The 26,529-nt window shown below is 60.9% G+C and carries 16 protein-coding genes, 2 tRNA genes, 3 rRNA genes and 1 pseudogene; 5 read left to right on the top strand and 17 right to left on the bottom strand.

Going from position 1 to position 26,529, the window contains the following annotated elements:
• Positions 1-96: 96 nt before the first annotated feature.
• The 4 genes from G3T16_RS22510 to G3T16_RS14155 all read left to right on the top strand — a co-directional run bounded on the left by G3T16_RS22510 (position 97) and on the right by G3T16_RS14155 (position 5,227).
• The gene (locus G3T16_RS22510; RefSeq protein ID WP_163495803.1) at positions 97-1,245 is read left to right on the top strand and encodes an MtrB/PioB family outer membrane beta-barrel protein; all 1,149 of its coding nucleotides are present in this window, start codon (positions 97-99) and stop codon (positions 1,243-1,245) included.
• Positions 1,179-2,201: an MtrB/PioB family outer membrane beta-barrel protein gene (locus G3T16_RS14165; RefSeq protein ID WP_269473306.1), complete on the top strand. Its 1,023-nt coding sequence runs from the start codon at positions 1,179-1,181 to the stop codon at positions 2,199-2,201. Before G3T16_RS22510 ends, G3T16_RS14165 begins: the two co-directional genes overlap by 67 nt.
• 19 nt (positions 2,202-2,220) lie before the next feature.
• On the top strand, positions 2,221-4,494 hold the full coding sequence (locus G3T16_RS14160) for an OmcA/MtrC family decaheme c-type cytochrome (RefSeq protein WP_163495801.1): 2,274 nt from the start codon (positions 2,221-2,223) through the stop codon (positions 4,492-4,494).
• Between the two features lie 160 nt (positions 4,495-4,654).
• Positions 4,655-5,227, top strand: coding sequence for a peroxiredoxin (locus G3T16_RS14155; RefSeq protein WP_163495800.1), 573 nt, complete (start codon positions 4,655-4,657; stop codon positions 5,225-5,227).
• Positions 5,228-5,311: 84 nt separating this feature from the next.
• On the opposite strand, the gene G3T16_RS14150 is transcribed toward G3T16_RS14155, so the two are convergent.
• From G3T16_RS14150 to ilvY, 15 genes and pseudogenes are all read right to left on the bottom strand, one after another.
• Positions 5,312-6,046, bottom strand: a complete 735-nt coding sequence (locus G3T16_RS14150) for a TetR/AcrR family transcriptional regulator (protein ID WP_197911680.1) — start codon at positions 6,044-6,046, stop codon at positions 5,312-5,314.
• 45 nt (positions 6,047-6,091) lie between these two features.
• Positions 6,092-6,364, bottom strand: coding sequence for an AMP-binding enzyme (locus G3T16_RS21165; protein WP_269473305.1), 273 nt, complete (start codon positions 6,362-6,364; stop codon positions 6,092-6,094).
• A 20-nt stretch (positions 6,365-6,384) separates the two neighbouring features.
• Positions 6,385-7,695, bottom strand: a complete 1,311-nt coding sequence (locus G3T16_RS14145; protein WP_197911678.1) for an AMP-binding protein — start codon at positions 7,693-7,695, stop codon at positions 6,385-6,387.
• Positions 7,686-9,274: pseudogene (locus G3T16_RS21160) on the bottom strand (carboxylesterase/lipase family protein). The gene G3T16_RS14145 and the pseudogene G3T16_RS21160 overlap by 10 nt, the downstream one beginning before the upstream one ends.
• 196 nt (positions 9,275-9,470) lie before the next feature.
• Positions 9,471-11,501 carry a TonB-dependent receptor gene (locus tag G3T16_RS14135; RefSeq protein WP_197911676.1) on the bottom strand — a complete coding sequence of 677 codons (2,031 nt, stop codon included), beginning with the start codon at positions 11,499-11,501 and terminating at the stop codon, positions 9,471-9,473.
• Positions 11,471-11,761 carry a hypothetical protein gene (locus tag G3T16_RS21150; RefSeq protein ID WP_197911675.1) on the bottom strand — a complete coding sequence of 97 codons (291 nt, stop codon included), beginning with the start codon at positions 11,759-11,761 and terminating at the stop codon, positions 11,471-11,473. Before G3T16_RS21150 ends, G3T16_RS14135 begins: the two co-directional genes overlap by 31 nt.
• Before the next feature lie 169 nt (positions 11,762-11,930).
• Positions 11,931-12,046, bottom strand: a 5S ribosomal RNA gene (gene rrf, locus G3T16_RS14130).
• A gap of 225 nt (positions 12,047-12,271) precedes the next feature.
• Positions 12,272-15,373 (bottom strand): 23S ribosomal RNA (locus G3T16_RS14125).
• A 370-nt stretch (positions 15,374-15,743) separates the two neighbouring features.
• Positions 15,744-15,819: transfer RNA gene (locus G3T16_RS14120), tRNA-Ala, on the bottom strand.
• A 5-nt stretch (positions 15,820-15,824) separates the two neighbouring features.
• Positions 15,825-15,901: transfer RNA gene (locus G3T16_RS14115), tRNA-Ile, on the bottom strand.
• A 107-nt stretch (positions 15,902-16,008) separates the two neighbouring features.
• Positions 16,009-17,540: ribosomal RNA gene (locus G3T16_RS14110) — 16S ribosomal RNA — on the bottom strand.
• Together the 16S, 23S and 5S rRNA genes with 2 tRNA genes alongside form the textbook arrangement of a ribosomal RNA operon.
• Positions 17,541-17,902: 362 nt before the next feature.
• Entirely contained in the window at positions 17,903-18,496 is a 594-nt protein-coding gene (locus G3T16_RS14105; RefSeq protein ID WP_197911674.1) for a protein-methionine-sulfoxide reductase heme-binding subunit MsrQ, read from the bottom strand.
• Between the two features lie 3 nt (positions 18,497-18,499).
• Positions 18,500-19,483, bottom strand: coding sequence for a protein-methionine-sulfoxide reductase catalytic subunit MsrP (msrP, locus tag G3T16_RS14100; protein ID WP_163495799.1), 984 nt, complete (start codon positions 19,481-19,483; stop codon positions 18,500-18,502).
• Between the two features lie 234 nt (positions 19,484-19,717).
• Entirely contained in the window at positions 19,718-20,563 is an 846-nt protein-coding gene (gene pssA / locus G3T16_RS14095) for a CDP-diacylglycerol--serine O-phosphatidyltransferase (protein WP_163495798.1), read from the bottom strand.
• A 33-nt stretch (positions 20,564-20,596) separates the two neighbouring features.
• The gene (gene ilvY / locus G3T16_RS14090; protein WP_163495797.1) at positions 20,597-21,505 is read right to left on the bottom strand and encodes an HTH-type transcriptional activator IlvY; all 909 of its coding nucleotides are present in this window, start codon (positions 21,503-21,505) and stop codon (positions 20,597-20,599) included.
• A gap of 123 nt (positions 21,506-21,628) precedes the next feature.
• Here ilvY and ilvC point away from each other — a divergent pair, with 123 nt between their 5' ends.
• On the top strand, positions 21,629-23,101 hold the full coding sequence (gene ilvC / locus G3T16_RS14085; protein ID WP_163495796.1) for a ketol-acid reductoisomerase: 1,473 nt from the start codon (positions 21,629-21,631) through the stop codon (positions 23,099-23,101).
• An 896-nt stretch (positions 23,102-23,997) separates the two neighbouring features.
• On the opposite strand, the gene ilvN is transcribed toward ilvC, so the two are convergent.
• Together ilvN and G3T16_RS14075 are read right to left on the bottom strand one after the other, a co-directional pair.
• Entirely contained in the window at positions 23,998-24,504 is a 507-nt protein-coding gene (ilvN, locus tag G3T16_RS14080; protein ID WP_163495795.1) for an acetolactate synthase small subunit, read from the bottom strand.
• 1 nt (position 24,505) lies between these two features.
• Positions 24,506-26,251: an acetolactate synthase 3 large subunit gene (locus G3T16_RS14075; protein ID WP_163495794.1), complete on the bottom strand. Its 1,746-nt coding sequence runs from the start codon at positions 26,249-26,251 to the stop codon at positions 24,506-24,508.
• Positions 26,252-26,529: the final 278 nt, after the last annotated feature.

The raw sequence follows: 26,529 nt of genomic DNA, 5'->3' as shown, positions 1-26,529 counted from the left end.
CTGGCGGCGGAGAGCCGTCCGCTGGCGACGCGCTGGCAGACTGATTATCGTGGTCTCCTGGAGCTGGGGGTGGTCTACAGCAGTGCGGACAACTTCATGGCCGGGCAGTACAACGGCCTGCAGGACCAGGGCTTCAGTTTGCTGGGCAAGCTCGACTGGCGCCGCTTTACAGCCGGCGACAGCCACTGGCAGGTCCAGCTGTCAGACCCCGGCCTGGACACACGGGAGGGCACGGTGCGCTGGGGCGTTCGCGACCGGCTGCAGATTAGCGCCAGCTTTGACAGCCAATACCAGCAGCGCAACGACAGCGGCCTGACCCCGTTCCGCGGCGATTCCCTGCTGCAACTGCCGGGCAACTGGAGCGGCGGCCGCACTACAGGGGACTGGACCGAACTGGCAGAGGCGCTGCAACCCTTTGACCGAAGCCTGGAGCGCAACAACTATGAGCTGGCGCTGGAGACCCGGCTGAGCCCACGCTGGCAGCTGCAGTCCGCGCTGCGCTACAGTACCCGCAAGGGCACCGGCGATACCGGCGCGGCCATCTACAGCGATGCCGCGGCGGGCGATGCCGTGCTGCTGCCTGCGCCGGTGGATCACCGCAGTTTCGACGCCGATACCACGCTCAGCTACAGCGGTACCCGCCTGCACTTGCAGGGCAGCATTGTCTGGTCGGATTTCGACAACCGGGATCAGTCGCTGCGCTGGCACAACCCCTATATCGCCTGGGCAGGCAGTGGCGCCGGTGCGGTCGCGGACGACCAGAGTCCCACCGACGCATTCAGCTTGCCCGCCGTGGAGGGAGCGCTGAGCCTCGCGCCGGACAACCAGCACGGCAGCGCCCGCCTCGCCGGACACTATTTGTTCGGCCCCCGCCTGCGGCTGCAGTTCGATGGCAGCTACGGCCTCACCGAGCAGGACCAGGAACTGATGCCCTACTCGGCCAACCCCGGCCTGCAGCTCGAACAGGCCCTGCCTCGCGACAGCTTTTCCGGCAAAGTTGCCACCACTGCCGCCAAAGTGCGCCTGCAATGGCAACCGCACCGGCAGCTGGAACTGAAGCTGGCGTACCGGCTGCGCGACCGGGACTACCGCCCCCCCGCGACGGCTACCGCTATGTTCCCGGGGACCACGCGGACCAGGTCAGGCCCGAGCTCACCGTTTACAACACCAGTCACGACCTGCGCCGCCACGGGCTCGAACTTGAGGCGGGCTACCGCCTGCCGCACCGCAGCAAGCTCAGCCTGAACTATGCCCGGGAGAAGATCCAGCGCGAGAACGCTGCCACCGAAGCAACCCGCGAGGACCGCTATACCCTGAAATACCGGCTGCAACCCTGGCAGCCCTTGCAGGCCCGACTGGAACTGGGCTGGGCCAATCGCGGCGCCGACACCTACCGCTGGGATCAATCCTGGTTCGCACGACGGGACAGCGCACTGATCAATATCACACCGGACAACCAGCGCTTCAGCAATCACCCACTGCTGAGCCAGTACCACCTGGCCAATCGCGAACAGTGGCGCTACAAGCTGAGCCTGAACTATCTGCCTGCGCCACGCTGGAACCTGAACCTGAACCTGCAGGGACGGGAGGACGACTACGACAAGAGCGCGCTGGGAGTGACAGACTCACGCTTCCAGAGCCTGCAGCTGAGCGCAGCCTACAGCCCCGGGGAGCGACTGCAACTGAGCATCCACGCCGGCCTCGAACGACAGCGCTCGAGGCAGGGCAGCCGGGCCTTCCGCGGTGGCCAGGAAAAAAATGCCTTCGCCGTCACGCCGCCCCTGCCCCAGGCCAGCGACCCCGGCCGCGACTGGTGGCTGGACAGCCGGGATGACAGCCTGGTGCTGGGGGGACAGCTGCGCTGGCAGCCGGGGGAGCGGCTCGAGTTGGAACTCGACTACCAGTGGATCGACACCGGCAGCGAGCAGGATTTCAGCCCCGTGGCGGCTGCCGATCTGAACCCGGCCAGCCTGCCCGCCGTCGATACCCGCCTGCATCAGTTCGATGCCGGCGGCATCTGGCACTGGCGCGAAGCCGTATCACTGCGCTTGCACTATCGCTACTACCGCTACCAGTCCAGTGATTGGACCTGGCGTGACGTGCAGCCCGATACGATGGACAAGGTGCTGAGCTTCGGCCAGCGTAACCCGAACGAGAATCTGCATTACATGGGTCTGTCAGTGTTGTACCGCTGGCACTAGACACCGGGAGAGAAGGACCATGACACGGCACATTGCACTGAGCGCCTGCTTGCTGAGCCTGCTGATAGCCTGCGGTGGTGGGGGCGGCGGCGACCGGGCTCCCGGTGTCGAACCGGGCCCGCCACCGCCGGGCGGGCCTGTCACCCCGCCGCCTCCCGAGCTGCCCCAGCCGAACCCGGCTCCCTATGCCGAAGCCAGCGAGCTGTTTCCGTTCATCACCTCTGCTCGTATTCCTGAGGACGGCCGGCCAGTGGTCGAATTCCAGCTCAGCGATGGCAACAATACCGCCATCACCGATCTCGCGGCGAGCAATGTGCGCTTTATCATCGCCAAACTGACCCCCGCACCCGAGGGCAACCTGACCGGCAGCTGGCAATCCTACATCAACAGCATCGAACAACCCGGCGTCGGCCCCGGCGCCGCAGCGAAACTGCGCGCCACCACCGAGGACAACGGCGAATTCAGCCACGAAGGCGGAGGGCACTACCGCTACCGGTTCGCCACCGCGATCAACGACCTGGCGCCGGAAATCCTGGACCAGGCCGACAGCGAGGGCCTGGATCTGGGATACGACGCCGGCCTCACTCACCGCGTGGCAATCCAGTTCAGTGGCGGCCAGGAGCCCGCCAATCCCAGCTATGACTGGGTCCCCGCCAGCGGCGCCCGCGACAATATTTTCCGCCAGGAGATAACCACCACCGCCAACTGCAACCGTTGTCACGACCAGCTCACGGTACACGGCGGGCGCACAGAGATAGACTACTGCGTCACCTGCCACAACCCGGGCTCCACTGACGCCAACAGCGGCAACACGGTGGACATGAAGGTGATGATTCACAAGATTCACCGGGGCGCGGCACTACCCAGCGTACAGGCGGGTGGCGAGTATGCAATTTATGGATTCCGCGACAGCAAGCACGATTACTCCGAGCTGCGCTATCCCCAGGACATCCGCCGCTGCACCACTTGTCACGCCGGCACCGCCACTGGCGCCGGCCGGGAGGATCTGGTGCTGACCGCCCAGGGCGACAACTGGGCCGAGTATTCCTCGCGCGCCGTCTGCGGCAGTTGCCACGATGACCTGGATTTCGACAGCCATGCCGGCGGCCAGCCGGACGACTCCCGCTGCGCCAGCTGTCACTCGGCAAGTGGCAGGGCCGGCAGCATTGCCGCCAGCCACCGCATCCCGCTCGAGGAAGCTCGCCGGGCTTTTCGGGCAGAGATCCTGGCGGTGGAGAACACGGCGCCCGGGCAGCGGGCGCGGGTCAGTTTCCGGGTGCAGAACCCGCTGACCGGAGAAGACTACGACCTGGCCAATGACCCGGTCTGGCGCCAGGCCAACAGTTCACTGAATGTACGCCTGGCCTGGGATACCCGCGATTACCACAACACCGGCAATGGCAGTGACAATGCCAGCTCCATCGGCGTCAATGCGCTGGCCAGTGCCAGTGCCAACGGCGATGGCAGCTACAGCGTCACACTGCCGCTGCCGGTACCGAACAGCGACACCGCTCCGGGTATCGCGGCCTCCGGCAGCGGGGTCGCGGTGATCGACGGCCACCCGGCGGTGGACTACAACGACGACGGGACTGCCGAAAACGTGCCGGTCGGTGACGTCCATGCATTTTTCCCGATCGACGAAGCAGATGGACTGGCGGTGCCACGGCGCCAGTCGGTGGAACTCGAACAATGCCTGGTCTGTCACGGCTCCCTGGTATTCCACGGCGACAACCGGGCCGACAACATTGACAGCTGCGTCAGCTGCCACAATCCGCGCAACACCGACCGCGACACACGCGCCGTCGCCGCCAACCCGCCCACTGACGGCAAACAGGAGGAGTCGCTGGATTTCAAGCACCTGATCCATGGTATCCACGCCGCGGCAATGCGCACTGAGCCGCTACAGATCGTTGGCTTCAGGGGCTTCACCACCTACAGCTACGATACCAGCACGGTGCACTATCCGGGGCGGCTGGACAACTGCCTCGCATGCCACCGTGATTCAGGCTTCAGTCTGCCGCTGGCCGAAGGGGTACTGGCGACCACCGTCGATACCGGCCCGGAACCAGCCGATCCACGCGACGACCGGGTGGCTACCGCCGCCACCACGGCCTGCGCGGGCTGTCACGACTCACCCGAGGCCCGCGCTCATATGACTGCCAACGGAGGCCACTTCAACACCACCCAGCAGGCAGTGGACAATGGCGAAGTCGTGGAGCAGTGCGCGCTGTGTCACGGTGCGGGGCGATCGCAGGACGTGGCAGAGGTGCACCGGGTACGCGCCCTGCCTTGAGCCCGGCCATGGCCGCGCTGCTGTTCCAGGAAGTCGATCATGGGTATCGATTTTCCCCATTACCCATATACGGCGAGTCGCGCTATTATTATCCTGCTTGATTGACAGGCGCCGATGGCGACCGTCATTATCATCTATCCTCAACTGACAAGGAGACACCATGATTTCTGAAGGCCGTGTACCTCACACAGTATTCAAGACCCGGGTTCGGGATGAATCCGTCGGCGGCGACAACCCCTATCGCTGGGAAGACAAGTCCACCGACGACATTTTCGCCGGCAAGAAGGTTGTCGTATTCTCGCTGCCAGGTGCGTTTACCCCGACCTGTTCATCCAATCACCTGCCCCGCTATGAGGAGCTGTACGACGAGATGAAGGCGGCCGGTGTCGACGACGTCTACTGCCTGTCCGTGAATGACGCCTTTGTCATGTTCCAGTGGGGCAAGCAGATCGGCGCCAACAACGTGAAAATGCTGCCTGACGGCAATGGTGAGTTCACCCGCAAGATGGGCATGCTGGTCGACAAGTCCAACCTGGGCTTTGGCATGCGCTCCTGGCGCTACTCCATGCTGGTCAACGATGGCAAGATCGAGAAGCTGTTCGCCGAACCCGACTTTGGCGACGTGTGCCCGACCGACCCGTTTGAAGTGTCGGATGCAGACACCATGCTGGCTTATCTCAAGGGCACAGAACCCCAGGGTGTGTCGGCTCCACGCAAGGCCTTTGTAGGCTGAACTGCTGCTGGCACGGCGGGGCGCGCCGGGATCCACTCCCGGCGCCCTCGTCTGGCAGCTTTTGCTCTCGCTGCATGCCCTGGTTCAGCGTACCTCTCCTCCTCCCCGTTGTTCGCAGATTGACTTGAAGCCGGCAGCCATGAAAGTGGCCATGCGTGCTTTCACCGCGTCGTAATCGTCCGAGTTGCAGAGGCCACCCGAGAGCCTGTCAATACGGCCCGTGCGCGCCAGAGTCAGCATCAGTGCGCCGGTGACGAAGTGATAGCCCCAGAAGATATCCTCCTCGGCGCAATCCGGTAGCGCCTTCTTGAGCAGGCCTATCAGGCGCAGCACCACTGGATCGAAATGCAGATCCATGAGTTCGGCGCCATAGGAGGTGTTGGACGCCAGCGCGCCGAGCGCCCCGTAATTCTTCCACTTCTCGCCCCCCTGGTGATAGAGGTCGAGGTCGGTGTCGAGGAATGCATGCAAGGCCCCTTCCACCGTGGGCTTGCCTCCGCTCGCTTCCTCGTACTCGTCGAGCGCCTTCATCCGCAGCCCGCTGGTCACCTCGGCACGACGCGCGATCACGGCGTCGAACAGCTGTTTCTTGTCGTTGTAGTAGTAGTTGACCAGGGTATGGTGAACGCCAACGCGTTGCGCCACGTCCTTCAGCGTGACGCCATACAGGCCGTGCCTGGAAAACAGATGCTCGGCGGCATCCAGGATCTGTTCGGTCATTTCCGCGCGCTGTTCCGCCTTGGTCGGGCGTTTCGACCGCGATCGGGCCCGCTTCGCCTTGCTCGCGGGCTCGGGCCGGGATGTGGTGTTGCCTGGCATGCTGTCACCTCCAACATTTTGCCTGGTGCGCGCAGCACCATAACATCATGCCCGATCTTCGCAAGCCCCGCCATGATCGGATCTGAGGCGCATTTTGTCGATTTTTCCCGTCGCTGCCAATGGCATCGGCTTCACCTGGACCACCGCGTCCGGTACCCACCAGGAGGCGACGCGTTCGCGCAGGACTTCCAGCAACGCCGTATCGGCGATCTCGCACCCATCGCGCAGCTCTACAACCAGGACAGGACGCTCTCCCCACTTCGGGTGCGCCCGTCCTATGACGGCCGCCAGCGACACTTCGGGCAGTTCGCCCACGATGTCCTCGATCTCGGCGGGATTTATCCACTCCCCCCCGACTTGATCAGATCCTTTGCGCGTCCGGTAATAATCAAGTTGCCACCTTCATCGATGCGCGCCAGATCGCCTGTGGCGAACCATCCCTGGCCATCGACTGCGGGGCGGGTGTCGCCAAAGTAACGCTGGATCGTGCTCGCGCCCCGCACCCGCAGATGCCCCTCTACGTCCCGTTGTTTGGGCAGCGGTACTCCGTCTGCATCGGTCAACAGCAGATCCACGCCAATGGCCGGGCGCCCGGACTGATGGGCCGCGCGTGCCGGATCGTGCGGCGGGGCTACGGTGCCTGTCGGTGACAATTCTGTCATGCCCCAGCTTGTCTGCACCGTGACGCCGAGGCGCTGTTCGATACGCTGCATCAGGACCGGCGCCATTGGCGCACCACCGACGATGACCCGCGTGAGCGATGGCGTCTCACCGTCCGTGGTCTCCAGGTACTCGACCAGAGCCAGCCAAACCGTGGCAATGCCGACCGCGACAGTAACGGATTCGGCATTGATCAGGGCGGCCAGGCTGGCACCGTCCAGGTGGCGCCCGGGCAGGATCAACCGCGCTCCGACGGCAGGCGTTGCGAATGGCACACCCCATCCGTTGGCGTGGAACATGGGCACCGCCAACAGCACACTGTCCCTGGTCGATATGGCCATGGTATCCGCCTGCAGGGCGCGCAAGGTGTGCAGGAAGTTGGCCCGGTGGGTGTAAGTCACGCCCTTGGGTGCACCGGTGGTCCCCGAGGTGAAACACAGACCGCAGGGCGCGTTTTCATCGAACGTCCCCCACCGGACATCGCCCTCGGCGCGCTCCATCATCGGCTCCAGGGAATCGATTCGCGGCAATTCACTCTCGGCCGTGGCCGCGCCGTCGATCATCAGGATCCGCTCGATCGAGGTTGCGCGCGCGGCGATGCGACAGGCCAACGGGGCGAGATCGGCTCCGGCGACCAGTACACGGGCCTGGGACTTCACCACCATGGCGGCCAGATGAGCCTCAGTCAGGCGTGGGTTCAGCGTATGACAAACCGCTCCCATGCCCATGACGCCATACCAGACCTCCACATGGGCCTGGGTATTCCAGGCCAGCGTGGCGACCCGATCGCCCTCGCCGACTCCCAGGCCAGCCAACACGACCGACACCTTGTGACTGCGCTGCCTGAGCTCGGCATAGCTGACCCTGTCCGCCCGGTTTCCCTCGCGCCCGGTGACGACCTCTACCTGGGGGTGCCACTTGGCGGCGTGGTCCAGGAACTTGTCGACGGTCAACGCATAGGCCTGCATCTCTCCCTGAATCACCGACATTCAGGGGCTCCGTCAGGAAGTGGCGGCGCCACGATACCGACGTTCCAGTGCCAGGGCAGATCGCCCTGGGCCCGGCGGCGGCACACGACCGTTTCGACCAGTTCGTACATTCCGGGCATGAGATGCTCTCCCGGAACCGGCTCCTCGTCGAAAGCCATGAAGGCGCGGTCGTCGCCGTAGGGGGGCCACGGTGGCCTGCCCTTGGCTGCAGGAGCGCCGTCTCGCGCGAACGTGACCCAATAGTGCATCATGGCATCAGAAAGCCCCGTCTCGGCGGCTGCTTGCGGTACGCGCGGCCAGTGCGGCGGAGTTTGGGCCACCGTACCGAAGACATAGGGAATCTCGCTGGCGTGAAACGCATGCAGCCCCGCCTCGTCGGCCGCCGGATAACTGTGATTGTAGTAGTAGAGGAAGGAAGGATGACCCAGTGCGGTCTGGCTGCGGACCAGTCGCTCGGCCGTCCAGCCGTACATTGCGTCCCGGGTGGTGGCAAGCATGGCCTCGTCCAGGTTGGTGGACGGATAGCGCTGGAGCATCGCCTCGGCCAGGTCGCCGTAGCGGGAACGTATCTCAGCCTCGTAGGCCGCCGCATCGGCGGGTTGGGGCGGCAACAGAAAGCGCAGGGAGCGGATCTCACCCTCGTTGAATCCCGCCAGAATTGGCACCGGGGCCTGTTCTTCCCGGTCGAACGTTGCCACCAGTTGGGCCGGCAGCACCCGACCGTCGATGGCGCCGAGCGGCATGAACCCGGAACGCGCCGCCTCAGTGGTCAGCGTCTGCGCGTCCATGGCACGCAGGCGAGCCAGCCCGCGCACTTCGATTTTACGGCTGAGTGCCAGCCCCGATTCCTCCGCTGACGGTGTGCCATGCACTGTGTCACGCAGTGCCGGGGTCGAGATCATGTAGGCGCTCTGGGCGACCGCCCTGTGGAACAGCCCACGCGCATCCGGTGCGGCCATCAGGTACATGACGCTGAGCGCCCCGGCCGATTCTCCGGCGATAGTGACGTTGTCCGGGTCCCCCCGAATGCGGCAATGTTGCGACCAACCCAGCGCAGCGCCTCGATCTGGTCCAGCAGTCCGTAATTGCCCGAGACGCCGTCGGGAGACTCCTCGCTGAGCCCGGGGTGTGCCAGATAGCCCAGCACCCCGAGACGATAATTGATGGTCACCACTACCAGGCCGCGTGCGGCCAGGTGCGCACCGTTGTACATCGCCTCACTGCCGGTGCCGGCCACCAGCGAGCCACCGTGGATCCAGACGAACACCGGTGCGTCCTCGGCATCTGCCGGCGCCCATACGTTCAGCGACAGGCAGTCCTCGCTCATTGCCGGCGGCTGTGCCGGGGCATAAATACTGCCGGGACGCGAGGGCGGCTGGTGGCAGGCCGGGCCGAAGCGCGTGGCATCGCGCACCCCGTCCCAGGGTGCTGCTGCCACCGGCGGGCGCCAGCGCATTTTTCGCGTCGGCGGGGCGGCGTAGGGAATACCCCTGAAGACATCGACGCCATCCAGCGCCTCACCCCGCAACGCGCCAGCCGGCGCCTCAACCACCGGCGCCTCCGTCGCCGCAACAGACATCGCCATGCACAGGGCAACGATGCCTGCGAATACGCCAGGCGCTGGACGAATCATGCCAGTATCTCCTTTCGCTCTTTTCGCTCTTTCCACTGCGATGCGCACACCGGACACTGAACAGCCCGATCACCACCTTGTCGAACGGCGCCGGGGTCCCCCTGTATTCCTCGCAGTGACGCCAAACAAGTTGCTCCAGCCATCAGTACTCGTATCCCACACGGATGCCGACAGTACGCGGCCGTACTACACCATAGCGGCCGTCGAGGAACGATTCCGGATGGACGTAGTTGATTGAACGGTCATCGAACAGGTTTTCAGCGTAAAGGCCCACCGTAATGCGGTCAAAGGCTGCCGCCAGATTAGCGTTCACGACCGTGTAGGCCTCGGTGTCATCGTAGGTCGGACTGACCACGCCGGGCTGGCCCGGCACATTCGGGAACGAGCCGGGGAAATCGCCGACGTAGACCGCCGCCAGCGAGGCACTGCCCTCGGCGCTGCGGAACATATCAAAGGCATACGCGACCAGCAGCGATCCGCTGAACTCGGGCCCTGCCAGGCGGGCGCCATCCACCGCACCCGAGATGGCCGCTTCCTCTGGTGTCAGGGTATCCACCTTGGCCCTGTTGAAGGCACCGTTCAGGGCGATCGTCCAGCCCTCTGCCGGCATCGCCCGGAGCTCGAACTCGAGGCCGCGACTATAGGCACCACCGATGTTGGTTGCGAACTGTATCTGGTCGGACACACGGTTGGCCTGGACCTGGATGTCGTTCCAGTCGATGTAGTAGAGCGCGAGGTTGGCGAGCATGCGTCCGTTCATCCAGCGCCCCTTCATGCCCAGCTCGTAACTGGTCAGCTCGTCGGAGTCGGCGCCGTCCGGGATGATCAGGTCGTCGGGATCGAGCACACTCGCCGCCCCGGCGCGGGCGTTGACCACGGGAGCCCTAAAGCCGGTTCCAATGGAGACGTAGGTAGTGATTGACTCCGTCGGGCGCCATGAAGTGCTGAACAGGTACGAAGGCCCGGTCTCCTTGGCCTTGAGGCCCACCGCTTCATTGACCGGGGTAATGGTCAGCGGCCCGGGGATCCCCAGCAGGGCGTTGGTCAGGTAGTTGCTGTTATAGCCGCCAGGCCTTGTGAATCCCTGGGCCTGGGTGCTGCCGTAGCGCAGGCCGACAGTGGACCAGAGGTCATCCGTGAAATGGTAGGTGAGCTGGCCGAACACCGCTTTCTCGCGCGAAATGGAATAGTTCTGGAAGCGCTGATAGTATTCGTCGGGCAGACCGGTAATGCCGCGCTCGTCGAGGAATTCCTGGCTGGACCGGTAGTTGAAATCCACGTCGCGCTGGCGCTCGAAGTAGAAACCGCCCAGGACCCAGTCCAAGCGACCGCCGGTGTCGGAAACCAGTCTTACCTCCTGCACGAATGTGTCATCGTACGCGTCCGCATCCAGCGCGAAGGCGATCGCCTGGTTGAAAGTACCGGCCAGATCGACATGAAACAGATGATTGTACTCGGACCAGGTTGACGAACTGGTCAGGTGAGCGCCATCAAACTGGTAGTCGAAGGTGAGGTTGTAGTTCGTCATTTCACCCGAGAACAGGTCGGGCCGGTCCGAGTTGCGGGTGTCCTCGCCCAGCGCGGGATTGATCAGCGAGGAATCCTCGGGCGTACTATCCTCCCGGGAGGCGCGCAGCTGCACTGCCAGCCGCTCGGTTGGTTCCCACAGCAGGGTGGCGCGGCCGCCCCAGCTCTCCAGCTCGTTGGAATTGTCGATACCGGTACCGATGTTGTCGACATAGCCTTCCTCGTTGCGCGAAAAGCCGACAATGCGGAGCGCGAGCTTGTCCTCCACCAGTGGGATATTGACCATGGCGTTGTAGCGCTGACGCAGCGCGTCCGAATCGGTCATGCCCAGATCGGCCAGGAACGACGCCTCGAAAGCACTCGGGTCAGGCGAGTGAGTCAGGATGCGAAGCGCCCCGGCCAGCGAACCCGACCCAAACAGCGTGCCCTGCGGCCCGCGCAGAAACTCGACCCGCTCCACGTCGTAGAGGCTCGGGTCGAGGATGGCGGAGTTGCCGTTCGCCGAGATCGGCAGTTCATCGATGTAGATTGCCACCGTGCTCTGCAGGTTGGCATTGTAGCCGTTGGTGGCGATACCCCGCGCGGTGAAGTTGTTGAAATTGGCGCTGGCCCGGTTCAGCACGACACCCGGAGTTTCTTGCGCCATCCCTCATAGCCGACGATGCCTTTGGCCGTGAGCTCCTCCTGCGACAGCGCGGTAACGCTTAGCGGCACGTCCTGCAATGGCTGACTGCGACGCGTTGCCGTGACGATGACTTCCTCCAGGCCCTGGCCTTCGAGGGCGAGCTGCGCCCTGTCCCGCTGGCGTTCGCTGTCAGGCGCCTCGGTACTGGTCTGGGCCATGACTGACAGCGGTGAAGTGAGTAGTGCGGCCACGGATGCGGACGCAATCAGATGAGTTCCCATTACAGTTACCTCGCAAGAGCTGTTAGTTTTAAATTGGTGCTCAATGCCGATATTGCCCCTCATTACCCGCCGTGTCAACACTCCCTCTCGCGCGAGTGAATATTTTAAACGGTTTCTTTGGACCCAAAAAAACCCCGTGGCTCGCTGAGCCACGGGGTTTGGTATTAAAGCCTGGCGATGACCTACTCTCACATGGGGAGACCCCACACTACCATCGGCGATGCGTCGTTTCACTACTGAGTTCGGGATGGGGTCAGGTGGTTCCAACGCTCTATGGTCGCCAGGCAAACTGGCTTGACCGAGTCCGGTCTTACGCGCGCTTTGCGCCGCCGTCGTCTTGTCAAATAGGGGGGTAAATCAAGCTGATACCACTGTTCACGCGCTGTACTGACTTTCGTCTGCCACCGGCTATACAGCCAATGGCCTCTTGCTACTCGTATCACTGTGACTCAATCACAACACCCAGCGCTCTCTCGTGACCTTACTGCGTCACGCAAATCACTTGGTTATATGGTCAAGCCTCACGGGCAATTAGTACTGGTTAGCTCAACACGTTACCGTGCTTCCACACCCAGCCTATCAACGTTGTAGTCTTCAACGGCCCTTCAGGGGGATCAACGTCCCCAGGGAGAACTTATCTTGGGAGGGGCTTCCCGCTTAGATGCTTTCAGCGGTTATCCTGTCCGAACGTAGCTACCGGGCAATGCCACTGGCGTGACAACCCGAACACCAGAGGTTCGTCCACTCCGGTCCTCTCGTACTAGGAGCAGCTTCCCTCAATTCTCCAACGCCCACGGCAGATAGGGACCGAACTGTCTCACGACGTTCTAAACCCAGCTCGCGTACCACTTTAAATGGCGAACAGCCATACCCTTGGGACCGGCTTCAGCCCCAGGATGTGATGAGCCGACATCGAGGTGCCAAACACCGCCGTCGATGTGAACTCTTGGGCGGTATCAGCCTGTTATCCCCGGAGTACCTTTTATCCGTTGAGCGATGGCCCTTCCATACAGAACCACCGGATCACTAAGACCTACTTTCGTACCTGCTCGTCTTGTCAGACTCGCAGTCAAGCGCGCTTGTGCCTTTACACTAACCTCACGATTTCCGACCGTGATTAGCGCACCTTCGTGCTCCTCCGTTACTCTTTAGGAGGAGACCGCCCCAGTCAAACTACCCACCACACACTGTCCTCGATCCGGATCACGGATCTGAGTTAGAACCTCAACATTACCAGGCTGGTATTTCAAGGTTGGCTCCACGCTGGCTAGCGCCAACGCTTCAAAGCCTCCCAGCTATCCTACACAAGTAAGGTCAAAGTCCAGTGTGAAGCTATAGTAAAGGTTCACGGGGTCTTTCCGTCTAGCCGCGGGTACACTGCATCTTAACAGCGATTTCAATTTCACTGAGTCTCGGGTGGAGACAGTGTGGCCATCGTTACGCCATTCGTGCAGGTCGGAACTTACCCGACAAGGAATTTCGCTACCTTAGGACCGTTATAGTTACGGCCGCCGTTTACCGGGGCTTCGATCAAGAGCTTCGCCGAAGCTAACCCCATCAATTAACCTTCCGGCACCGGGCAGGCGTCACACCGTATACGTCCACTTTCGTGTTTGCACAGTGCTATGTTTTTAATAAACAGTCGCAGCCACCTGGTCACTTCGGCCAGCCCAGGCTAGGGGAGCAAGTCCCTTCACCCAAACCGGCGTACCTTCTCCCGAAGTTACGGTACCATTTTGCCTAGTTCCTTCACCCGAGTTCTCTCAAGCGCCTTGGTATTCTCTACCTGATCACCTGTGTCGGTTTACAGTACGGTTCCTTCATAACTGAAGCTTAGAGGCTTTTCCTGGAAGCAGGGCATCAACCACTTCGCGTCACCTCGCAGTGACACTCGTCATCAGTTCTCGACCTTAGTCGCCCGGATTTACCTAAGCAACCAGCCTACAACCTTAAACGCGGACAACCATCGCCGCGCTGGCCTAGCCTTCTCCGTCCCCCATCGCATTATGAAAAAGTACGGGAATATTAACCCGTTTCCCATCGACTACGGCTTTCGCCCTCGCCTTAGGGGCCGACTCACCCTGCGCCGATTAGCGTTGCGCAGGAAACCTTGATCTTCCGGCGGGGAGGTTTTTCACCCCCCTTATCGTTACTCATGTCAGCATTCGCACTTCTGATACCTCCAGCAAACCTCACGATTCACCTTCAACGGCTTACAGAACGCTCCTCTACCATGCGTGCATTTCCTTAAACCCACTCGCTACGCTCCTGGATTCAAGTCAATAATTTGCTTCGCAAATTAATGTCCTCTACCAAGACCCCGGCCGATTCAACGTTCGGGGGCTTGGTCGTCACCTGCCTTCGGCAGCTGACGACAAGCGTCTTGAATAGGTTTAAGTGAAATGCACGCATCCGCAGCTTCGGTTACCAGTTTAGCCCCGTTAAATCTTCCGCGCAGGCCGACTCGACTAGTGAGCTATTACGCTTTCTTTAAAGGATGGCTGCTTCTAAGCCAACCTCCTAGCTGTCTAAGCCTTCCCACATCGTTTCCCACTTAACTGGTATTGGGGACCTTAGCTGGCGGTCTGGGTTGTTGCCCTCTCGACGACGGACGTTAGCACCCGCCGTCTGCCTGCCGTGATTGTACTCCTGGGTATTCGGAGTTTGCATGGGGTTGGTAAGTCGGGATGACCCCCTAGCCCAAACAGTGCTCTACCCCCCAGGGTAAGACACGACGCTCTACCTAAATAGATTTCGAGGAGAACCAGCTATCTCCGGGCTTGATTAGCCTTTCACTCCGATCCACAGCTCATCTCCTAATTTTTCAACATTAGTGAGTTCGGCCCTCCAGTTAGTGTTACCCAACCTTCAGCCTGGCCATGGATAGATCGCCCGGTTTCGGGTCTATTGCCTGCAACTGTGGTCGCCCTATTAAGACTCGGTTTCCCTACGCCTCCCCTATGCGGTTAAGCTCGCTACAAACAATAAGTCGCTGACCCATTATACAAAAGGTACGCAGTCACCCGACCACTCAATCACTCTTCAATCACCAAAGTGATTGAGTGGTCGGGCTCCCACTGCTTGTACGCATACGGTTTCAGGATCTATTTCACTCCCCTCTCCGGGGTTCTTTTCGCCTTTCCCTCACGGTACTGGTTCACTATCGGTCAGTCAGGAGTATTTAGCCTTGGAGGATGGTCCCCCCATCTTCAGTCAAGATAACACGTGTCCCGACCTACTTGTCGCAAGCTCAGTATCACAACGCGGTTTTCGTGTACGGGGCTATCACCCTCTATCGCCGGACTTTCCAGACCGTTCCACTAACCGCACTGCTATCACTTGCAGGCTGTTCCCCGTTCGCTCGCCGCTACTGAGGGAATCTCAATTGATTTCTTTTCCTGAGGGTACTTAGATGTTTCAGTTCCCCTCGTTCGCCTTCTTAACCTATGGATTCAGTTAAGAATACCCAGCTTACACTGAGTGGGTTTCCCCATTCGGACATCTCCGGATCACAGTCTGTTTGCCGACTCCCCGAAGCTTTTCGCAGGCTACTACGTCCTTCATCGCCTCTGACTGCCAAGGCATCCACCGTATGCGCTTAGTCGCTTGACCATATAACCAAAGTTATCTGTTCAAAGAGACAGTTCCCTGACACCCTTGTGCGTATGTCAGGTACTTATGAGATGCAGGCCGATCAAAGCCCACACCCGCCGGATGTTGTGACGCTTAAGTCACAGTGTTTGTACAACTCGTTTGGATACGCCGAATTGAAAGCGCATCCAGAACAATATCTTTGAATTGCTCCCGTCACGTGCCACTTCACGAAGAAGTCACAGTGCCAGGTTACAATTCTTAGACTCAGCTTGATTTACCTTGTTAAAGAACGGTCCGGTTGTTAAAACCAGATTCAAACACTCTGTCTGCAAAGCGCTTGAATCTGATAGTGATGAAAGAGAGGAATGAGGAATCGGTAATCAGTAAATGGTGGAGCTATGCGGGATCGAACCGCAGACCTCCTGCGTGCAAGGCAGGCGCTCTCCCAGCTGAGCTATAGCCCCATAATTGGTAGGCCTGGGCAGATTTGAACTGCCGACCTCACCCTTATCAGGGGTGCGCTCTAACCAACTGAGCTACAGGCCTATGAGTCAGCACCCAACGGCATTCACCTGCCCTTAGGACAGTCTTTCATCAACCAAACAAAACGAAGACAAATGTGTGGACACTTGCTAAAACAGGTCACGGTCGTTTAAGGAGGTGATCCAGCCCCAGGTTCCCCTAGGGCTACCTTGTTACGACTTCACCCCAGTCATGAATCACTCCGTGGTGATCGCCCCCCGAAGGTTAGGCTAACCACTTCTGGAGCAACCCACTCCCATGGTGTGACGGGCGGTGTGTACAAGGCCCGGGAACGTATTCACCGCGACATTCTGATTCGCGATTACTAGCGATTCCGACTTCACGGAGTCGAGTTGCAGACTCCGATCCGGACTACGAAACGTTTTGTGGGATTCGCTCCACCTCGCGGCTTTGCTGCCCTCTGTACGTTCCATTGTAGCACGTGTGTAGCCCAGGTCGTAAGGGCCATGATGACTTGACGTCGTCCCCACCTTCCTCCGGTTTGTCACCGGCAGTCTCCCTAGAGTTCCCACCATCACGTGCTGGCAACTAAGGACAAGGGTTGCGCTCGTTACGGGACTTAACCCAACATCTCACGACACGAGCTGACGACAGCCATGCAGCACCTGTCTCTCGGTTCCCGAAGGCACCAATCCATCTCTGGAAAGTTCCGAGGATGTCAAGACCTGGTAAGGTTCTTCGCGTTGCATCGAATTAAACCACATGCTCCACCGCTTGTGCGGGCCCCCGTCAATTCATTTGAGTTTTAACCTTGCGGCCGTACTCCCCAGGCGGTCTACTTAGTGCGTTAGCTGCGCCACCAAGAAATCAAGTCTCCCAACGGCTAGTAGACATCGTTTACGGCGTGGACTACCAGGGTATCTAATCCTGTTTGCTCCCCACGCTTTCGCACCTCAGCGTCAGTATCGAGCCAGGAGGTCGCCTTCGCCACCGGTATTCCTCCACATATCTACGCATTTCACCGCTACACGTGGAATTCTACCTCCCTCTCTCGTACTCTAGTCGGCCAGTATCGGGTGCAGTTCCCAGGTTGAGCCCGGGGCTTTCACATCCGACTTAACAAACCGCCTACGCGCGCTTTACGCCCAGTAATTCCGATTAACGCTCGCACCCTCCGTATTACCGCGGCTGCTGGCACGGAGTTAGCCGGTGCTTCTTCTAAAGGTAATGTCACAGCAACGTGCTATTAACACGCTGCCTTTCTTCCCAATTGAAAGTGCTTTACAACCCGAAGGCCTTCTTCACACACGCGGCATGGCTGCGTCAGGCTTTCGCCCATTGCGCAATATTCCCCACTGCTGCCTCCCGTAGGAGTCCGGGCCGTGTCTCAGTCCCGGTGTGGCTGATCATCCTCTCAGACCAGCTATGGATCGTCGCCTTGGTGAGCCTTTACCCCACCAACTAGCTAATCCAACGCAGGCTCATCCGATAGCGCGAGGTCCGAAGATCCCCCGCTTTCCCCCGTAGGGCGTATGCGGTATTAGCTCGAGTTTCCCCGAGTTGTCCCCACTACCAGGTAGATTCCTACGCGTTACTCACCCGTCCGCCGCTCTACTCACACCGAAGTGCTTTCGCGCTCGACTTGCATGTGTTAGGCCTGCCGCCAGCGTTCAATCTGAGCCATGATCAAACTCTTCAGTTTAATCTTTTACCTCTGCACCCAAAAAGTACAAGAGGGGATGTTTACGTGATTGCCTCACTTCAACATCCAAATCTCGGCTCAGACACAATTCGAAATCATAATCCAAACTAATGAATCGATGAGTCACTTGTTGTGTCTGATAGTTGTGACAACTATCCCAACAAGTGCCCACACATCTGTCTTCGTTTCTTTGTTAAATAGCCCGGGAGCGCTCTGGCTTCCGGTTTTCGGCAGTGGTTGCCCCTGACCGAGGATGCGCATTATACGTATCGTCCGAGACCCTGCAAGGTCTTTCGCAAAAATATTTCCTGTCGCCGCCCCGGCCGCGCAGAACCGCTCAGAAAACAACCAGCCTTGCGCGCTCATAGCGGCGCTCTGCCAGCCTGCCGCCGCCCCGCCCGCCGTATCCGCCAACCCAGCAATAGGGCACACAGTCCGATATACATCAGTGCCTCGCCCACGTCCGAGCGGCTCTGCCACAGCAGGTGCAGACAAGCCAGGATTGCAGCCGGGTAAACTAGTCTGTGCAACCGCAGCCACTGCCGGCGCAGCCGCCGCTGTGCTCGCCGGGAGGAAGTCAGGGTCAGCGGCAACATCAGTAACCAGGCCGCGAAGCCCAGGCTGATGTAGGGCCGCTCCAGCACTTCCTCCAGCAATAGTGCGCCCTGCCAGCCAATATAGAAGTGCGCGAACGCGGCAAGATGGATGCAGGCATAGAAGAACGCAAACAGGCCCAGCATGCGGCGTTGCTGCATGAACCACTGCCGACCACTCCACTGCCGCAACGGGCTCACGCACAGCGTCAACAGCAGCAGGCGCAAGCCCCACAACCCCGTCTCACGCATGATCGCCTCTGCTGGATCAGGACCCAGATCCGCTCCGATTGCCGCATTGACCAGCCAGCCAAAGGGCGCCAGGCACAGCAGGAACAATCCAGCTTTAAGACCAGCAGCCACCGATCAATAATGCTTCGTCAGATCCATGCCGCTGTAGAGCTCTGCCACCTGCTCACCATAGCCATTGAACATCCGGGTCGGCATTCGATTGGGCTGCCACAGCGATGACGGCAGCCGGCGCTCGTATTTCTGGCTCCAGCGCGGGTGATCAACCTCGGGGTTCACATTGGCGTAGAACCCGTATTCATTCGGCGCCAGCTGTTGCCAGGAGGTCGGGGGCTGCTTTTCCAGCACATCGATCCTCACAATTGACTTGATGCTCTTGAAGCCATATTTCCAGGGCACCACCAGCCGGATCGGGGCGCCATTCTGGTTGGGCAGGGTCTTGCCGTAAAGCCCTACAGCCAGCAGCGTCAGCGGATGGGCCGCCTCGTCCATGCGCAGCCCCTCGCGATAGGGCCAGTCGATAATGCTGGTAAAAGAACGGGTGCCCCGCATCTCCTCGCGCCGGTACAGCGTCCGAAAAGCCACATACCGGGCGCTGCCCAGGGGCTGGAAGCGATCCAGCAGGCTGTGCAACGGAAAGCCGACCCAGGGCACCACCATGGACCAGGCCTCGACACAGCGCAGGCGGTAGATCCGCTCTTCCAGATCAAAGCTACCCAGCAGATCCTCGAGGTGGAGCTTGCCCGGCTTCTTGACGGCACCGCCCACTTCCAGCGACCAGGGGTCGACCGTCATTTCATGGGCATAGCGCGCCGGATCTTCCTTGCCGGTGCCGAATTCATAGAAATTGCAATACGCCGTTATATCGTCGAGCGGCGTCCTGGCCTCATCGGTGGAAAAACCCTGATCGCCGTTGCCTGCGGTGGTAAATCGCAGCGGCTCGCCGCCGGTTCGGGGTGCCGCCGATGCCATCATCGTGCCGCCCGCCAGGGCGGGTACCGTCAGCGCACCGGCACGCATGAACTGGCGCCGGTTCAGCCATACGTCTTCCGGCGTGATCTCGGAGGAATCAATACGGGGACCAAGGAAACGCTTTCCCATGCGGGCCGGCCTCTTAATCAGGAGTATGTTGGTGAGAGTCAGGCTGCGGCAATTGGTTCCCGCTGCGCATGGTCCACTAGTGGGCCCTTCGTGAAGTTCGGTAACTAAAGCTCACAGCCACAGCGTTCAGAGCAAGGCGGGAAAACGCAGGACTAGTGGCGCTGTCAAGTTTTTCCAACGCAGCTCTGGGCGCTGTGGCGAAGAGATCAGTAACCGGACTTTGCGCAGGGCCCACTAGCTTCGGGAGCGCTTGCGCCAGCGCTGCAGCTGCATCAGCGGCCCCGATAGCGCGTAGCCCAAAAATGCCAGCAGGAACATGCTCGGCGGATTCAGCGTGACCAGACTGATACCCAGTACCACCAGAATGATCACGACAAACGGCACCCTGCCGCGAAAGTCGATTTCCTTGAAGCTGTAATAGGGAACATTGGCGATCATCATGATACCGATCGCAGCGGTAAGCAGAGCCACTATAAAGGCGACCTCCCCGGGCAGATCCTCGCCCACCCAGCCGAGGTCGTTGCACACCCACACGGTACTGGCAATGATGGCCGCCGCAGCCGGACTGGCCAGGCCGGTGAAATAGTTCTTGTCCGCCGTATCAATGCGGGTGTTGAAGCGGGCCAGGCGCAGCGCGGCACAGGCCACGTAGATAAAGGCCGCGCTCCAGCCAAACTTGCCCAGCTCGCCCAGCGCCCAGCTGAACATCACCAGCGCCGGCGCGACGCCGAATGAGACCATGTCAGCCAGCGAGTCGAATTCACCGCCGAACTTGCTTGAGGTGTTGGTCAGGCGGGCGATGCGCCCATCCAGCCCGTCAAGCACCATCGCAAGAAATATTGCCACGGCCGCGCTCTCGAAGTCTCCCCGCATACCAGCGACCACGGCGTAAAATCCCGCAAACAGGCCGCCGGTGGTAATCAGATTGGGCAGCAGATAGACCCCCTTGCGGCGCACGGTGCGGCCATCTTCGGAAACCTCCTCCTCATGCTCCTCAATCAGCAAGTCCAGGGGCGGCGTTACCGGGGCATGCGCCGGCGGCGGATCCTGCTCCGGCCGGCTATCCTGTTCGTCTGTCATATTGCCATCCAGCCTGCATGTGGCTGGAGTATATCAAAGCGCGACCCCATAGGTCTGCTGCGCCACTTCCCACAGAGATTCAAGCCGTGGGTCAGCCAATCGGCTGGCGAGGCTGCACAGGCCGATGTCCAGTGGCGGCAGCGACTCGCAGGCCGTGACCGGGCTGATGCGCCCGGCCATGCCGCTGGTCTGGACCACCAGTTCCGGCGCGATTCCGACCCCCAGCCCCAGCCCCACCATGGCCACAATCGCCTCGTGCCCCGCCACCTGGGCATAAATACGCGGGCGGGCGTTGCGCCGTTCGAACCAGCTGTCCAGCATTTCCTTGCTGCTGCCCCGCTCCGGCACGATGAAGGGAATGTCGGACCAGTCAAAGTCGGCCGAGCCCGGATCTCCGGCCAACATCGCGCGGCGCACCGCACAGTCCGCGGCAGGCATGCAGATCAGCATCGGAGTCTGTTGCAGCGACAGGAACATCAGGCGCGGGGACAGCCGGGCCGGGCGGGCGCTAACAGCGACGTCGTCCTGGCCGGACAGCACCCGCTCTATGCCATCGGCCTGGTCACCGGTATGCATCATGATCTCCACCCCCGGCTGCCGCAGCCGGAATGCCTCCAGTACCGGGGCGAGAATACTGTAGCTGGCGGTGACTGAGCAGAACAGGCTCACCTCCCCCGCCAGCCGGGTATCGCCCCGCAGCTGCCGGCGCACATCCTGCCATTCCAGCAGTGTGCGCTGGGCGTATTCGCGGAAGGCCTGGCCGGCCGGGGTCAGCCGCATGCTGCGCTTGTCCCGCTCCAGCACCCGCTGTCCCAGTTCGTCCTCCAGCCGCAGCACCGTGCGGCTGACCGCACTGACGCTCAGATGCAGCCGCAGCGCGCTGCGGCTGAAATTCAGCGTGTCGGCCACTGAGAGAAATACTTGCAGGGTGCGGGTATCCATTGAGCAATTCTGCGCTTTTCGCAAAACAGTTTCAACTATTTAGCGTTTTACGCAAAACAGCCTTTGCCGTACAGTGTCCGCTGCCAATCCATGTCCACCGAACAACGCACTGGAGATTGCCCCATGAGCCAGAACTACTTCAACACCCTGCCCCTGCGGCTGCAGCTGCAGCAGCTGGGCAAATGCCGCTTCATGCACCAGTCCGAGTTTGCCGATGGCGTGGCAAAGCTGCGTGGCAAGAAGCTCGTCATCATTGGCTGCGGCGCCCAGGGCCTGAACCAGGGTTTGAACCTGCGTGACAGCGGGCTGGACGTGTCCTACGCACTGCGCGAGAGCGCCATCCAGGAAAAGCGTCAGTCCTGGAAAAACGCCACCGACAACGGCTTTACCGTCGGCACCTACCAGGAACTGGTCCCCGACGCCGACCTGGTCCTGAACCTGACCCCCGACAAGCAACACACCGCCGTGGTCAACGACGTCATGCCGCTGATGAAGCACGGCGCCTGCCTCTCCTACTCCCACGGCTTCAACATCGTGGAAGAGGGCATGAAAATCCGTGACGACCTGACCGTGATCATGGTGGCGCCCAAGTGCCCGGGCACCGAGGTCCGCGAGGAATACAAGCGCGGCTTTGGCGTTCCCACGCTGATCGCCGTGCACATGGAAAACGACCCTAACGGTGAAGGTCTGGAGTTGGCCAAGGCCTACGCCGCCGGCACCGGCGGTCACCGCGCCGGCGTACTGGAGTCCTCTTTCATCGCCGAGGTAAAGTCCGACCTGATGGGTGAGCAGACCATCCTCTGCGGCATGCTGCAGACCGGCTCCATCCTGTGCTTCGACAAAATGGTGGAAAAAGGCATCGATTCCTCCTATGCCTCCAAGCTGATCCAGTACGGCTGGGAGACCATCACCGAAGGCCTCAAGCACGGCGGCATCACCAACATGATGGACCGGCTCTCCAACCCGGCCAAGCTGCGCGCCTTCTATCTGGCCGACGAGTTGAAGGAGATCATGCGCCCGCTGTATGAAAAGCACCAGGACGACATCATGACCGGCCACTTCTCCAGGACCATGATGGAGGACTGGGCCAACGACGATGCCAACCTGCTGAAATGGCGCGCCGCAACCGCGGAAACGGCCTTCGAGAAGTCCACCAACACCGCCGCCGAGATCAGTGAGCAGGAGTTTTACGACCACGGCATCCTGATGGTGGCGATGGTCAAAGCGGGCGTGGAACTGGCCTTTGAAACGATGGTCTCGGCAGGCATCATCGATGAATCGGCCTACTATGAATCACTGCACGAGACGCCGTTGATCGCGAATACCATCGCGCGCAAGAAGCTCTACGAGATGAACGTGGTGATCTCCGACACGGCCGAATACGGCTGCTACCTGTTCGACCACGCCTGCCGGCCGCTGCTGGCGGACTTCATGGCAAACATCGACACGGATGTGATCGGCAAGACCATCGCCGGCGACAATGGCGTCAATAATCAGGAGCTGATCGCGGTGAATGAATCGATTCGCTCGCATCCGGTGGAGATTGTGGGCAAGAGACTCCGTGGGTACATGACAGCGATGAAACGCATCGTCTGACGGGTTGCACTGCGAACTATCGAAGGGGCCTGCGGGCCCCTTTTTCGTGGCTCGTATTGGTTGGTTTTGCTTCGTTCGGGTTGGGTGGATTGCTTCGTTCGGGTTGGGTGGATTGCTTCGTTCGGGTTGGGTGGCGAGCGGGATCGGGTAGGGCTGTCCGGGAACCGCAAAAGCACCATCCATGGTAGCTCGGCGACGGCCGTCCATGGCCGTCGACGTTCCCGGACAGCCCTACCCGACCCCACTCTTCCGCTTCCAATGCAGTGGTGGTCGTAGAATTCGGTGGAACCGTGACGGGGCCACGGAGAATGTTTGGCTTCGGAGTACGTCCTGACGCTGGTGGCTCCAGAGCGGAACCACGGAGAATACTCGGCATTGGAGTACGTCTGGCACCGGTGGTTCCAGAGCGGGTCCACGGAGGATACTGAGCTTCCAGGCATGTCCTTGCGCTGGTGGCTCCAGAGCGGAGCCACGGGGAATACTCGGCGTTGGAGTACGTCTGGCACCGGTGGCTCCAGGGCGGGTCCACGGAGGATATCGAGCTTCCGGGCATGTCCTGTGCGCTGGTGGCTCCAGAGCGGAACCACGGAGAATCCTCAGCTTCAAAATTCGTCCTGGCACTGGTGGCTCCAGAGTGGGAACCACTGAGTGTTTTAGATTCCACGGATGCCAAATGTGAAGAGCGTGAGCACCGGGAGGGCTACCCGGGAACGTCGACGGCCAGGGAAGGCCGTCGCCGAGCTACCATGGATGGTGCTTTTGCGGTTCCCGGGTGGCCCTCCCGGTGGTCGCGCTCGCCCCGTGACCGAATCAAGCGTGCCCGAGCCTTCCTCCGGATAGTCGCCCTCGCTCGGTGGTTGAGTCCAGCGTGCCCGGACTTACTGTGGCAACGTCGCTCACCAGCAGTAAACATTACAGCCGCAGTACCTTCTCCCCCGGGATATACCCGCCACCCCAGACCGTACCACCTCCAGAATATCCGCCTCAGCCATCGCCGCCACGAAGGAATCCAGCTTCTCGCCGGTGCCAGTGAGCTGGATGGTGTAGGTGTTGGGGCCCACATCCACGATCTGGCCGCGGAAAATATCCGTCGTGCGCTTGATCTCGTCGCGCTGCTGGCCCGTGGCGCGGACCTTGATCAGCAGCAGGTCGCGCTCGATATGGGCGCCTTCTGTGAGGTCCACCAGCTTGATCACGTCCACCAGCTTGTTCAGCTGCTTGGTAATCTGCTCCATCTTGCGATCATCGCCCACCGTCGTCAGCGTCAGCCGCGACAGCGTGTCGTCCTCCGTCGGGGCGACGTTCAGGGTCTCGATATTGTAGCCGCGCTGGGAGAACAGGCCGACCACCCGCGACAACGCACCGGGTTCATTTTCCAGCAGTATAGAAATAATGCGTCGCATGTCAGGTCCTCTCGTTCTTGCTCAGCCACATATCCTTCATCGCGCCATTGGGCGCCACATGCATCGGATACACGTGCTCCATCGGGTCGATGAAGATATCGAGGAACACCAGCCTGTCCTTCATCTCAAAGGCCTCTTCCATGCGCGCGTCCAGCTCCTCCAGCCTGGTGATCTGGATACCGACGTGGCCGTAGGCCTCGGCCAGCTTGACGAAATCCGGCAGCGAGTCCTCGTAGGTACTCATCGCATAGCGGCCCTCGTACTGCATGTCCTGCCACTGCTTGACCATGCCCAGGTAATTGTTGCGCAGGTTGATGATCTTGATCGGCGTGTTGTACTGGGTACAGGTGGACAGCTCCTGGATGTTCATCTGGATGCTGCCCTCACCGGTGACACAGGCGACCTCCATCTCAGGGAAGGCCAGCTTGACGCCCATTGCGGCAGGCAGGCCGAAGCCCATGGTGCCGAGACCACCGGAGTTGATCCAGCGCCGGGGGCGGTCGAACTTGTAGTACTGGGCCGCGAACATCTGGTGCTGACCGACATCGGAGGTGACATAGGCGTCGCCGCCAGTGACCCGGTACAGGCTTTCGATCACCTGTTGTGGCATGATGCGCTCGCTCTCACCATAGCGGCGGCCGGTCCACAGGCCGTGCTTGTCGCGCCATTCGTCGATCTGCTTCCACCAACGCGTCAGGGCAGTGATATCGGGCAGCTCGGGCTCTTTTTCGCGCAGCGTCCCGATGACGCTGGCCAGGTCCTCGAGCACGGACTGTACCGGCCCGACAATGGGGATGTCGGCGGCCACCGTCTTGGAGATCGAGGTCGGATCGATATCGATATGGATGATCTTGGCGCCGGGGCAGAATTTGCCCACGGTGTTGGTCACCCGGTCATCAAAGCGGGCGCCGACGGCGAGGATGACGTCGCTGTTGTGCATTGCCATGTTGGCTTCGTAGAGGCCATGCATGCCCAACATGCCCAGGAACTGCCGGTCGGTCGCCGGGTAGGCACCCAGCCCCATCAGGGTATTGGTGACCGGATAGTTGAGTGTGCGTGCCAGCGCCGTCAGCAGCTCGCTGGCATCGCCCTGGACGACACCGCCACCGGCATAGATAACCGGCCGCTTGGCGCCCAGCAGCAGCTTTGCGGCTTTGCGGATCTGGCCAGTATGGCCACGCTGGGCTGGCGCATAGGAACGCATCTTGACCGTATCCGGGTAGCGGTACTCGAATTTCTCGTCGGGACGGGTGATGTCCTTGGGAATATCGATCACCACAGGGCCCGGGCGGCCGGTGGCGGCAATATGAAAGGCCTTCCTGATTGTCGCCGGCAGCTCCTGTGCATGCCGCACCATGAAGCTGTGCTTCACGATTGGACGGGAAATGCCCACCATGTCCGTTTCCTGGAACGCATCCTCACCGATCAGGTGGCTGGCCACCTGGCCCGACAGCACCACCATCGGAATGGAGTCCATATAGGCAGTGGCAATTCCGGTGATCGCGTTGGTGGCGCCGGGGCCGGATGTGACCAGCACCACGCCCGGCTTGCCGGTGGCGCGGGCGTAGCCATCCGCCGCGTGAGTGGCGGCCTGCTCGTGCCGCACCAGTACATGAGGAATCCCACTCGCCTTGAATAGGGCATCATAGATATGTAACACCGCGCCGCCGGGATAGCCGAAAATAAACTCGACTCCCTCGTCTTCCAGGGCACGGGCGATCATTTCACCGCCGGATAACAACTCCACAGTCTGTCTCCCAATAACAAAACGCCCGGCGCGTAACCCTCGCCAGTGCAGTTCCGATGTGTGTGTGGACGTTGCGAAGACAGTACCTGAACCGGTACCGGGTCGGCGACGCCACCCCTTGTCAGGCGCGATACAGTGCTCGAAACCGACCCGCCGGTTGCTGCCCGGAGGGGCTATCCCTGAGGAAAACGATCACGAACACCCGTGTATCGGTCGCCCTGCGAGGTAGCGCAGTATCTGGCCCTCAACCCGCTCAATACGATGCAGGTCGATTACGG

Origin of the sequence: Kineobactrum salinum (assembly GCF_010669285.1) — a bacterium.
GTDB lineage: Bacteria > Pseudomonadota > Gammaproteobacteria > Pseudomonadales > Halieaceae > Kineobactrum > Kineobactrum salinum.
Note: the sequence above shows the minus strand (reverse complement) of the source record. Positions and strands in the feature narration are given on the sequence as shown.